At 35.5% G+C, this 12,926-nt stretch carries 10 protein-coding genes and 1 pseudogene; 8 read left to right on the forward strand and 3 right to left on the reverse strand.

Annotated elements, in window-relative coordinates; all coding sequences use genetic code 11:
- Positions 1–9: 9 nt before the first annotated feature.
- The 8 genes and pseudogenes from ACYFX0_RS22555 (at position 10) to ACYFX0_RS22590 (ending at position 10,262) form a co-directional block, all read left to right on the forward strand.
- Positions 10–1,557, forward strand: a complete 1,548-nt coding sequence (locus ACYFX0_RS22555) for a glycosyltransferase family 2 protein (RefSeq protein WP_012614730.1) — start codon at positions 10–12, stop codon at positions 1,555–1,557.
- Positions 1,547–2,791 carry a nucleotide sugar dehydrogenase gene (locus ACYFX0_RS22560; protein ID WP_000994266.1) on the forward strand — a complete coding sequence of 415 codons (1,245 nt, stop codon included), beginning with the start codon at positions 1,547–1,549 and terminating at the stop codon, positions 2,789–2,791. Before ACYFX0_RS22555 ends, ACYFX0_RS22560 begins: the two co-directional genes overlap by 11 nt.
- The gene (locus tag ACYFX0_RS22565) at positions 2,788–3,753 is read left to right on the forward strand and encodes an NAD-dependent epimerase/dehydratase family protein (RefSeq protein WP_000037052.1); all 966 of its coding nucleotides are present in this window, start codon (positions 2,788–2,790) and stop codon (positions 3,751–3,753) included. The genes ACYFX0_RS22560 and ACYFX0_RS22565 overlap by 4 nt, the downstream gene beginning before the upstream one ends.
- Entirely contained in the window at positions 3,746–5,290 is a 1,545-nt protein-coding gene (locus ACYFX0_RS22570) for a glycosyltransferase family 2 protein (RefSeq protein ID WP_012614731.1), read from the forward strand. Before ACYFX0_RS22565 ends, ACYFX0_RS22570 begins: the two co-directional genes overlap by 8 nt.
- A pseudogene (locus ACYFX0_RS22575) lies at positions 5,259–5,479 on the forward strand (hypothetical protein). The gene ACYFX0_RS22570 and the pseudogene ACYFX0_RS22575 overlap by 32 nt, the downstream one beginning before the upstream one ends.
- 152 nt (positions 5,480–5,631) lie before the next feature.
- A complete protein-coding gene (gene pflB, locus ACYFX0_RS22580) occupies positions 5,632–7,881 on the forward strand; it encodes a formate C-acetyltransferase (RefSeq protein WP_000195467.1) in 2,250 nt (749 codons plus the stop codon).
- Positions 7,882–7,950: 69 nt separating this feature from the next.
- On the forward strand, positions 7,951–8,682 hold the full coding sequence (pflA, locus tag ACYFX0_RS22585) for a pyruvate formate-lyase-activating protein (protein WP_000238468.1): 732 nt from the start codon (positions 7,951–7,953) through the stop codon (positions 8,680–8,682).
- Positions 8,683–9,095: 413 nt separating this feature from the next.
- A complete protein-coding gene (locus ACYFX0_RS22590) occupies positions 9,096–10,262 on the forward strand; it encodes a diglucosyl diacylglycerol synthase (RefSeq protein ID WP_000594686.1) in 1,167 nt (388 codons plus the stop codon).
- 368 nt (positions 10,263–10,630) lie between these two features.
- Here ACYFX0_RS22590 and ACYFX0_RS22595 read toward each other — a convergent pair whose 3' ends face one another.
- The 3 genes from ACYFX0_RS22595 to ACYFX0_RS22605 form a co-directional block, all read right to left on the reverse strand.
- On the reverse strand, positions 10,631–10,750 hold the full coding sequence (locus tag ACYFX0_RS22595) for a YfhE family protein (RefSeq protein ID WP_000358482.1): 120 nt from the start codon (positions 10,748–10,750) through the stop codon (positions 10,631–10,633).
- Between the two features lie 109 nt (positions 10,751–10,859).
- The gene (locus tag ACYFX0_RS22600; protein ID WP_000914737.1) at positions 10,860–11,417 is read right to left on the reverse strand and encodes a GNAT family N-acetyltransferase; all 558 of its coding nucleotides are present in this window, start codon (positions 11,415–11,417) and stop codon (positions 10,860–10,862) included.
- Between the two features lie 241 nt (positions 11,418–11,658).
- The gene (locus ACYFX0_RS22605; RefSeq protein WP_000698293.1) at positions 11,659–12,789 is read right to left on the reverse strand and encodes an amidohydrolase; all 1,131 of its coding nucleotides are present in this window, start codon (positions 12,787–12,789) and stop codon (positions 11,659–11,661) included.
- Positions 12,790–12,926 lie beyond the last annotated feature (137 nt).

The raw sequence follows: 12,926 nt of genomic DNA on the forward strand, positions 1-12,926 counted from the left end.
GATACAAGTATGAGAGTATCAGTTGTTATTCCAGCGCACAATGAAGCGAGTACTTTATCGCAAGTTTTAGTAGAAGTGGAGAAGCTCGAGCCTTACGAAATTATCGTGGTAGATAATGGGTCAACAGATGGGACGAAAAAAATAGCGTTACAACATCATTGTCACATGATTTATTATAAACATTCTCTTGGCAATGATGTTGGACGGGCTATTGGAGCTAGAGAAGCAAAAGGTGAAATTGTCTTGTTTTTAGATGGTGATATTGTTATTGATAGTAAAGAGTTACAACGTTTCGTGAAAGGGATTCAACAAGGGCATCAAATTGTTGTGAATAATTTAACATGGTCGGTTTATTTAAAGATGAGACCACATTATACGACAGTTGGAAAGTTCATGTTGAATCGTTATTTGAATAAAAAGGAGCTTGTTGTTGGATCTTTAATCGCAATTCCACATGCGATGAACAGGAAAGTTATCGAGAAACTTGGGTGGTGGAATTTAGCAGATCCAGCACTATTTCAAGCGATGGCGATGTCTAGAGGAGTAGATATTGTTGATACGGCTTCGGTCGATGTAATTCACACAAATAAGGTTCGTCCTGTGCATACGGGAACATCACCTGGTTCTCCTTATCCGAAAGCGACTAGCCGTATTATGGGTGATCATTTACGTGCTTTACAATACGTAATCGAAACATATGGTAAACGCGGCGGTTTTTCGGAGGGAAACAGGGATAGAGAGTTTATAGGGAACTATAAACCCGTTGTATTAAAGAAGGAAAAAGCGAAATATAGTGCGATTATACCAGTGTCAGAAGAAAAAATGACGATAAGATCTGTTATACAAGAAGTGAAAAAAGCAGGGGTAGATGAAATTATTGTTGTCGCGAATGGCGCAGATTTTGAGACTGTTAAACACGCAAAGCTAGAAAATGTTATTGTTGTTGAATTTACGAAGGCGCTTGGACATAATGTAGCACGAGCGATAGGTGCCATGCATGCTACGGCAGATATTTGTTTATTCGTTGATGGTGATTTTGTTATTCCAGCAAAAAAACTCACTCCATTTTTGCAAGCTGTTGAAGATGGAAGTGACGTGGTTTTAAATGATTTACAATGCTTATTAGATATGTTTCATCCTGCAGATCCAATTAGTATGGGGAAATATTTTGTGAATTTAGTAGCGAAAAGACCGGATTTATGGAATAACTCATTAACGGCAGTACCACATGCTATGCATAAAAGGGTAATAGAGAAAATAGGATATGACTCGCTTGTTATTCCGCCATTAGCCCAAATGAAAGCTATTTTGGAGGTTTTTTCTATTACAGCAGTAGAATTTGTAGATGTTATAAAAACCAATCGGGTACGCCCGGAGCAACATGGGTTTGTAAATGGACGTATTCCGGCATTTGACCGTATTTTCGGTGATCAACTTGAGGCGATTGCTTATCTATTACAATATACAGACGAACGTGGGAGTTTTACGGATGGAGATCGCGATAGAGACATTATTCAACAATTGAGAAAGGAAGAAAAGAATACAGATGAATGCTAGTAGTAAAGTAGCTATTATTGGATTAGGGTATGTTGGTCTTCCTTTAGCAGTCCATTTTGCAGAAAGAGGATATACCGTACTAGGATTAGATAAAGATACTAGAAAAATAGAATCGATTATAAAAGGAGAAAGTTATATTCCAGATGTTTCTTCTAAAGTGTTACAAAGTTTATTGACTAAAAATAAATTAATAGTAAATACACCAGATAAAGGTATTACTGATTTCCAAAATAGTGATTATGTTATTGTTACTGTTCCAACTCCAATTAATGAACGAAGAGAACCAGATTTAAGTGCCCTCATTTCAGCTTCGCATTATATACAACAAAATCTCCAAAAAGGACAAACCTTCATTTTTGAAAGTTCCACATACCCAGGCACACTTGAGGAAGTTATTATTCCTATTATTTCTCAAGCCGGCAAAAAGGTAGGAGAAGATTTCTATATTGGATATTCTCCTGAGAGAATTGATCCAGCAAATAGTCAATATTCAGTTCAAGCTATTCCAAAAGTTATTAGTGGACAAACAGAAAAGTGCAAACAAAAAGTACAGGATTTATATAGTAGCATTTTTGACGTAGTTGTACCTGTTAGCTCTCCGAAAGTAGCAGAGATGTGTAAGCTATTTGAAAATATTCAGCGCTTAGTTAACATTTCTTTAGTAAATGAGTTAAACACACTATGTGAAAGTTTAGGGATTGATTTTTATGAGGTTATTGAAGCGGCATCTACAAAACCGTTTGGATTTACTCCGTATTGGCCAGGACCAGGGATAGGGGGGCACTGTATTCCCGTAGATCCTTTATATTTTCAATGGAGAATAAAAAAGAATGGGGCAATTAGTCAATTAATTGAGGCGGCACATGTAATTAATGAAGAAATGCCAGAGAAAATTGTCCGGAAAGTAAAGGGCATGGTGCAATCACCCGGACTAGTTTTAATTGTAGGAATCGCGTATAAGAAAGATGTAAATGATTTGAGGGAATCACCGGCTTTGCCAATTATTCAATTACTAATAAAAGAAGGATACAAGATAAAATACCATGATTCATATATTTCTTCTGCAGAAATTGGAGATAAGGTGTATCAATCCGTTGCCTTGGATGAACAAACAGTTAAAGAGGCAGGTTGTATTTTAATTTTAACTGATCATTCTAATATCGATTGGAAGCTTTTTAAAGGAATGAACCGAGTAATAGATACAAGGGGAATTATAAAGAAGGTGAGTGTATGAGTAAGAAATGTTTAATTACAGGTGGGGCCGGATTTATTGGATCTCATTTAGCTGAAGAGTTGGTGAGAAGGGGTTATGAAGTCACGATTGTGGATAACTTCTATAAAGGGAAAAATAAGTATCATAATGAGCTAATGAGAGAGATGCGGGTTATTCCAATAAGTGTTTTAGACAAAAATTCTATTTATGAGTTAGTAAATCAACATGATGTAGTGTTTCATTTAGCAGCAATTTTAGGTGTTAAAACGACAATGGAAAAAAGTATAGAGCTCATTGAAACGAATTTTGATGGAACGAGAAACATTTTACAAGCAGCATTAAAAGGAAAGAAGAAAGTAGTTTTTGCATCTACTTCCGAAGTATATGGCAAGGGCAAACCGCCTTTCTCAGAAGAAGGGGACCGATTGTACGGGGCAACTTCTAAAATACGTTGGAGTTATGCAGTGTGTAAAACATTAGAAGAAACATTATGTTTAGGCTACGCATTAGAAGGTTTACCGGTAACAATTGTTCGTTATTTTAATATTTATGGTCCAAGAGCGAAAGATGGTCCGTATGCAGGGGTAATCCCGCGATTTATCAGTGCGGCCCTGCAAGGAGAAGATATTCTCGTATATGGAGATGGAAAGCAGACACGTTGCTTTACGTATGTAAGTGATGCGGTAGAGGCAACGATTCGAGCAATGGATGAGAAGGTAAATGGTGAGATTATTAATATAGGTTCCGAGAACGAAAAGAGTATAAAAGAAGTAGCAGAAACAATTAAAAAACTAACGAAATCTTCTTCAAAAATTATACAAGTTCCTTTTGAGGAAGTATATCCACATGGCTTTGAAGAAATTCCAAATAGAAGGCCGAACGTAACGAAGTTAAGAGAGCTTGTTCAATTTCAAGCGACAGTAACGTGGGAACAAGGATTGAAAGAAACTATTAAGTGGTTTCATGAAGAAAACAATGGCTAAGTCGCTATCAGTTATTATTCCTGCAAGTAATGAAGTGGATACAATTTCAGACGTTATTCAATCGGTAAAACCGTTAAATCCAGTAGAGATTATTGTAATAGCAAATGGTTGTAATGATGGTACAGAAGAGGTTGCTAATCGGTTAGGATGTAAAGTAATCAGGCATACAGAACTATTAGGAAACGATGTTGGACGTGCAGTTGGCGCAAAATATGCGATAGGTGATGTATTACTATTTATAGATGGGGACTTTGCTATTCCAACTTCAAAATTACAATTGTTTCTTAATCCGATTTTACATGATCAGACTGACATCGTTTTAAATAATTTGGACGCATTGTTTTTAAAGAAACAAAAACCCCATTCTGTTACAGTGTGGCGTCAAATATTAAATGCAATGTTAGAGCGTGAAGAATTAAAAATAGATTCTTTATTATCTGTACCTCATGCGTTGACGAAAGAAGTCGTCCAGAGTATTGGATACGAATGTTTAGTTAATCCTATTGTAGCTCATTTACGTATAGCACAAAGTAAATGGAGAATTAGCCGTCATTGTGCTATTGATGTTATTACGCCGAATAAATTTCGACCGGTTGAACATGCTGCATATGGCACGAGCCTTTCTCAATCTGAAAGAAGAATGATAGGTGATCATATAGAAGCTGTTGCGGAACGGATAGTAAGCAGTGATACACGCGGGGGATATTATGATGGAAATAGGAAAAGGAATAGCGTCTATCATACTTTAAATTTCGAAGATTTTTATCAAGGATGGGGCGTTACATCCAATTTGTATAAAGGAAAGCAACTATCGGTTGTTATTCCTGTACAAGATGAAGAGAAAACAATTGGAAACGTTATAGAAGAGCTTCGTAAAATTGAACCTTTTGAAATCATCGTCGTCGTAAATGGTTCGTCAGATAAAACAGCAACGATTGCAAAAGACAAGGGCGCAACGACAATTGTATATAAAGAAGCCCTTGGAAACGATGTAGGGCGTTCACTTGGAACTTATTTTGCAAAAGGAGAAATTGTGTTATTTATAGATGGTGATTTTGTTATTCCAGCTAGGGAGCTATATCCTTTTGCAAAAGCTATTGCAGATGGAAAGGACGTCGCATTAAATGATTTAAATCATTATTTAGATCTAAGAGTACCACTTCATCTTGTAACTGCGTTTAAGTATGCACTAAATTTAGCTTGTGATAGAAAGGATTTAGGGGTAGGATCACTTATTGCGGTACCTAATGCATTTAGCCACAAGTGTTTGAAAGCAATTGGGTATAAATCTTTATTGTCACCTTGTGTAGCACAAGTGAAGGCTCTTCTTTCTGGATTTGAAATTGCGTGTGTATATCGTGTTGAGGTTGATAAGATGAACCGTATTCGTCCCAGTGAACATTTTGCAAAAATAGGTCATCCTCCAGCTGTACTTCGAATTATAGGTGATCATATAGAGGGACTAGAGCAAATAATTGCATTAACAGACAATCGTGGCGGATTCTATGATGGCAATAGAAAAAGAGATGTTTTATAGAAGTAACAAAAAAGTGTACAACATGTGTACACTTTTTTGTTCTGTTATAAAAACTATAACAGATTAGGAGATAAGAGTATTACAGCTCTACAATGGGTATTGTTCTTATATTACAAAATAGGACTCGTATATAAGAATACCAAAAAAATACAATTAAGGAAAGGGTTAATTTTAAAGACTTTTAAATGAAGTTACCACTATATATATAGTGGTTTGCTCAACTTTTCACAAACATGTCACAACTATTTCGTTCACTTTCTTAAAAAAGTAGTATTCTAAGTGTGTAAGCTGTTATATAAAAAATCTTAGTCCTGTACTAATCAAAAATGGAGGAGATTAGGATGACTCAAGTATTAGAAAATGTTAAAAACGCATGGGAAAACTTTAAAGGTGAAAAATGGAAAGCAGAGATTGATGTTCGCGATTTCATTTTAAATAATGTAAACGTTTTCGAAGGAGACGAATCTTTCTTAGCAGAAGCAACTGAAGCAACGAAACAACTTTGGGATCAAGTAATGGATTTAACAACAAAAGAACGTGAAAACGGTGGCGTTCTTGATATGGATACAAAAATTGTTTCTTCTATTACATCACATGACCCAGGATACTTAAATAAAGATATTGAAAAGGTAGTCGGTTTCCAAACTGATAAACCATTTAAACGTTCTTTACAACCATATGGTGGTATTCGTATGGCGGAGCAAGCTTGTGAATCTTATGGATACGAAATGGACAAAGAACTTAGTCGTATTTTTAGAGATTGGAGAAAAACTCATAACCAAGGTGTATTCGATGCCTATACACCAGAAATGAGAAATGCACGTAAATCAGGCGTTATTACTGGTCTTCCAGATGCATACGGTCGTGGACGCATTATCGGTGACTATCGACGCGTAGCATTATATGGTATTGATCATTTAATTGAAGCGAAAAAAGCTGATTTGAATTTAACTGGTGGTGTAATGAGCGAAGATACAATGCGTTTACGCGAAGAATTATCTGAGCAAATGCGTGCACTTCAAGAACTAAAACAAATGGCTGCTTCTCATGGTTTCGATATTTCTAAACCAGCAACAAATGCACAAGAAGCGTTCCAATGGTTATACTTCGCATATCTTGCGGCGATTAAAGAGCAAAACGGAGCTGCAATGAGTCTTGGACGTACTTCTACATTCTTAGATATTTACATTGAAAGAGATTTAGCAAATGGTACTTTAACAGAAGAAGAAGTACAAGAAATTGTAGATCACTTCATTATGAAATTACGTCTTGTGAAATTCGCAAGAACACCTGATTATAATGAATTATTCTCTGGTGACCCAACTTGGGTAACTGAATCTATCGGTGGTATTGCATTAGATGGTCGTCCATTAGTAACAAAGAACTCATTCCGTTTCTTGCATACATTAGATAATTTAGGACCAGCTCCAGAACCGAATTTAACAGTTCTTTGGTCTAAACAATTACCAGAGAACTTTAAAAACTACTGTGCGAAAATGTCCATCAAAACATCAGCAATTCAATATGAAAATGATGACATTATGCGTGCTGATTACGGCGATGATTACGGAATTGCTTGTTGTGTATCTGCAATGAGAATCGGTAAGCAAATGCAGTTCTTCGGAGCTCGTGCAAACTTAGCGAAAGCATTATTATATGCGATTAACGGTGGTAAAGATGAAAAATCAAAAGCACAAGTTGGTCCTGAGTACGCACCAATTACTTCTGAAGTATTAAATTACGAAGAAGTTATGCATAAGTTTGATATGACAATGGAATGGTTAGCGGGTCTATATTTAAACACACTAAATGTTATCCATTACATGCATGATAAATATAGCTATGAACGTATTGAAATGGCACTTCATGATACGAATGTTCTTCGTACAATGGCAACAGGTATCGCGGGTCTATCTGTAGTAGCAGACTCATTAAGTGCAATTAAATACGCACAAGTAAAACCAATCCGTGATGAAAACGGTATTGCAGTGGACTTCGAAATTGAAGGAGACTTCCCTAAATACGGTAACAATGATGATCGTGTAGATGAAATCGCTGTAAATCTCGTGAAAACATTTATGAATAAACTTCGTAAACATAAAACATATCGTAATTCCGTTCATACAATGTCAATTTTAACTATTACATCTAACGTTGTATACGGTAAGAAAACTGGTAACACTCCAGATGGACGCCGTACTGGAGAACCATTTGCACCAGGTGCAAATCCAATGCACGGACGTGATACAAAAGGTGCATTAGCTTCATTATTATCTGTAGCTAAATTACCATATGAAGATGCACAAGATGGTATTTCTAATACATTCTCTATTATTCCAAAAGCACTTGGTAAAGAAGATGATGTACAAGTACGTAACTTAGTATCTATGCTTGATGGCTATGCAGTAAAAGAAGGCCATCACTTAAATATTAACGTATTTAATCGTGAAACATTAATGGATGCAATGGAACATCCTGAGAAATATCCACAATTAACAATTCGCGTATCTGGTTACGCTGTAAACTTTATTAAATTAACTCGTGAACAACAAATTGATGTAATTAACCGTACAATGCATGAAAGCATGTAAATGAAAAAAGTGTCCCTTCGCTCTTAATATATAGCGAAGGGAGGCTGTTTCAATAAAGGAGGAAGTAACATGGTAAAAGGAAGAATACATTCTGTAGAGTCTTGTGGTACTGTTGATGGCCCAGGGATTCGTTATGTCATATTTACACAAGGGTGTTTATTACGTTGTCAATATTGTCATAATGCTGATACTTGGGAAATCGGTAAAGGTAAAGAAATAACAGTTGAAGAAGTGATGCAGGATGTGACATGTTACCTTCCATTTATTGAAGCCTCCGGAGGCGGTATAACAGTTAGCGGTGGAGAGCCATTATTACAGCTAGACTTTTTAATTGAGTTGTTTAAAAAGTGTAAAGAGGCTGGTATCCATACAACAATCGACTCTTCTGGTGGTTGTTATTCTGAGGAACCAGAATTCCAAAGTAAGCTAGATATTTTAATGGATTATACAGATTTAGTTTTATTGGATTTGAAACATATCGATTCCAAAAAGCATCGTAAATTAACAGGGAAACCAAATGAACATATTTTACAATTCGCTCGTTATTTATCGAATAAGGATAAACCGATTTGGGTACGACACGTATTAGTTCCTGGTGTTACGGATAATGAAGAGGATCTACAAAAACTATCTAGCTTTATTCAAAGTCTGTCTAATGTTCAAAAAGTTGAAGTGTTACCATATCACAAGCTTGGTGTATATAAATGGGAGGCGCTTGGACATAAGTATCCACTCGCAAATGTAGAACCACCTACTGAGAAAAATGTAGAACATGCTAAACATATTTTACAAGCGGTCTAATCCAAATATTGGATTAGGCTTTTTGCTTTCTTTACAATAAAATCTAGAGTATATATTGATAAAAGAGTATACTGAAAGTAGAATATCCATAATTTTGTACGGAATAAGTGGAGAAATTTACATAATTGTAAAGGGAAATCAAAATAGTAAAAAGAATTAAGAAGTAAAAGAGTGAGTATCATGGAATAGAGAACATTTGTAAGTTATTGCGAAAGCTCTTATAGGAAAGTATAATGTAAAGATATGAGCACAGATAGGATTAAGGGGTCAATCTTATATGCTTTGCATATCCACGACAGGTACATAGCTGAAAAGGGAATTATTAGAATCTGTTTATGTAATTTTTAAGGAAAATGTTTTTCCTATTGTCGTATATGCAATATGGAGAAACAAAAAGCTAGGAGTGGATTTGTTTGATAAAAAACCCCAAGGTTTTAATATTAACTGCACATTACGGTAATGGTCATGTGCAAGTAGCAAAAACATTAGAACAAACATTTCGCCAAAAAGGAATTGAAGATGTTATTGTATGCGACTTGTTTGGAGAATCACATCCATTTATAACTGACATTACAAAATATCTATATTTAAAAAGTTATACAATAGGAAAAGAATTATATCGTTTGTTTTATTACGGGGTAGAAAAAATTTATGATAAGAAAATAGCATCTTGGTATGCGAACTTTGGAAGAAAACGTTTGAAAACACTGTTACAGGTGGAGAAACCAGATATTGTAATTAATACATTTCCAATTATCGCTGTACCAGAATTGAAGAAACAAACAGGGATTTCAATTCCTGTCTATAACGTATTAACTGATTTTTGCGTGCACAAAATATGGATTCATCGAGAAGTAGATCGTTATTTTGTTGCAACGGATCACGTGAAAGAATTGATGGTTGATATCGGTGTACCTGCGGAACAAATTGTTGAAACAGGAATTCCAATTCGGAGTAGTTTTGAGTTAAAGGTAAATCCAGACATCATATATAATAAATATCAGTTATGTAAGAATAAAAAGATTTTACTAATTGTAGCAGGTGCTCATGGGGTATTAGGAAATGTAAAAGAACTATGCCAATCATTTATGTCAGTGCCTAATTTACAAGTAGTTGTCGTTTGTGGGAAAAATGAAGCTTTAAAACAGGATTTATTAAGTTTACAGAATCAAAATTCCGATGCATTAAAAGTGTTTGGGTATGTTGAAAATATTGATGAATTATTCCGAGTTACTTCGTGTATGATTACGAAGCCAGGCGGAATAACATTAAGTGAAGCAGCAGCGTTGCAAGTACCTGTCATTTTATATAAACCTGTTCCAGGACAAGAAAATGAAAATGCGATGTACTTTGAAAAAAAAGGAGCAGCAGTTGTCATTCGCGATGATAGTGAGGTTTTTGCAAAAACAGAGGCATTATTACAAGATGATGTGAAGCTTCTTCAAATGAAAGAAGCAATGAAAAGCATCTATCTTCCAGAGCCAGCTGGTCATATTGTAGATGCAATTTTGGCAGAAAATCATGCAGAACCGCGGCATATACCTATTAAATCACCTGCTCTTGCACAATCTTTTACTTAATATGAAACCCTCTTTGTATATGTAAAGAGGGTTCTTTATTATTTTCAAAGAAAATTCAGCTAGTTATCCACAAAAGGATTGCGCTTTCATTAAACAGTAAAGTCGGAATATTAACAACTATATCCACATTGTCCACAATTTTTAGAAAAATATCCACAATTAAAACAGCTGATATATACTTTAATATAGAAAAATATTAAATGTTTTTGAAAATTACTAACAATTTCGTTGGTTTTGTGGATAAAGTTGTCCACAGCAAAAAGGACCCTTATGTATAAGGGTCCTTTTTGCTTACTTCTATCAGTCGAGAAAATTATGTAATGAAAATGAATAATTAGGGGGGAAACTTCTAATTATTCATTTTCACTTTAAATGCTTTTCGAGCGATATCCTGCTGCACGATCTGCTTTTTGAAATTCTCGTTGATAGAGAACTTCTTGTGTACTAGATAATGTATTTTTTGCTTTATCACGTTTCTTTTTATCCATTACAAATCACCTCGTGTCTTAAAGTTACTATTTATCGTTTCCAAAGACATGAGGGGATATACGCATATGGAAAATGTTAATGATTGATTATCATTTCAGAAAATTTAGATTATGCTTCTTTTAATTGATGAGCATCTTGGAAGGTTGTATCTCGCATTGTAGCAAGTGTGTATTGATCTTTTGGAATTTCATATAAGTTATATACTTCTTCGTTTGCGTTAATTTCATCATATACGGCTTTTCTTGTTTCGTTTGCTAGATTTACATATTGCAGTTTTTCTGCAGCTTTAATAGAACGAATATTTATTTTACGAATACGCATGAAGATTGTTTCAATATCTAATTCATAGAAAAGTTCACTAAAAAATGAATCTTTTGCTAATTTATTATAGCCTTTTCCATGATATGGTTTGCCGAGCCATGTCCCGAGAAACCCAGCTTTTTCTTGCACATCAAATAAAGTAATTGTTCCGATGGGGTTACCCCATTCATCTAAAATTGTGCGTGAAATTAATTCACCACGCTCTTCAGCTTCAATTGTTTGTTTCGTTAAGAATAAATATTCTTCATAAGAATAAGCCTTTTGACGCACAAAAGGGAAGACAGCTGGATCCACCATTAACTCGTATAGAACGTGGCTGTCGTGTAAGTCGCGTTTTTTCAACATACTAACTCCTCCTCACACGAGGGTAGCATGACGAAAAAACACCCCACCCTCGAAATTTTTATATCAATCTTTAAAAAATTTCGGGGTGGGAATCGAACCCACTAGAACCAGTTTCTAACGCTGGTGGCGCACCATTTGCCTTCCCCATTCATCAATTTGAAAATGATAATCACGACACAAATTGATTATGGTTTCATTCAGTTTATAATCGTATAATACTTTATCTAGTCAAAAAAATAAACTAGTTTTTTTTATTTTTTTTGTAAATTATTTTTCCATCAATCATAGTTAGTACAGGCTTGGCTAAATAATGAAAAGGATGATGAGTCCATAACACGAGATCGGCGTCTTTTCCAACCTCGATACTTCCAATTCTATCCTCTAAACGCAAATTTCGCGCTGGGAATATGGTGATTCCTTCTAGTGCTGTTTTCTCATCTAACCCTTCTCTTACTGCAACAGCAGCACAAATATTTAAATATTGAATGGGTGTATAAGGATGGTCTGTCGTTATAGAAACTTCCACACCATTTTTGGATAATATATGGTAAGTATCCCATGTCTTGTTTTTTAGTTCGATTTTAGAACGGCGTGTCAGAGTGGGACCAACTGAAACCTTCAAATTGTGTTTCGAAAGCTCTTCAACAAGAAAGTGTCCTTCTGTACAATGTTCAATACGTAGATCGAGGTTGAATTCCGTTGCAAAGCGTAGCGCAGAACTAATATCATCTGCTCGGTGAGCGTGGATACGTACGGGTATTTCACGACGTAATGCTTTTAAAATAGGAAGCATTCGAAAATCAGCTTCGTGCCCGTAGTGTTGTGCTTCATAGAATGATTCCCGTAGTAACCCCATAATCCCCATACGTGTTATGGATTCTTTCGTTCCATTACTATGGACCTTTTTAGGATTTTCTCCAAAGGCAATCTTTAAACCAGCAGGTTCTTGAATAATCATATGATCAATACAAGTTCCAGCTGTTTTTATTACACAAGTAGTACCCCCGATAATATTTTGACTACCAGGCATAACGTGAACGGTTGTAATTCCATTTTGCACAGCGTCTTGAAAGGCAATATCGAAAGGGTGGATACCATCTAAAGAACGAATATGTGGTGTTGAAACTTCAGATGTTTCATTGGCATCATTTCCAGCCCAACCAGTACCTTCATCATAGAGACCAAGGTGAGTATGGACATCAATAAAGCCAGGTAAGAGATGGAGTGCCCGTGCATCTATAACGGTCATATCTTGAGTAGGTTGAATAAAAGGTTTGACCTCGGTAATTCGCTCTTCTGTAACGAGTACATCGCCTTGAAACTTTGGAGATGTAATAGGGTATACAATGGCTTGTTTGAGCAATATTTTCATAGGTACCTCATTTCTGTTACTTTATAATGCTAATGGAAGTTAAGGGAAAGTAACTGAAAGGTTATTTGTATGGTAATGCTTCGGATCCTAGAAAATGAAAGTTTTAAAAGGGCCCATGTAAAATTTTGTTTTAGAAG

The sequence above is a fragment of the Bacillus sp. NEAU-Y102 genome (assembly GCF_054788175.1).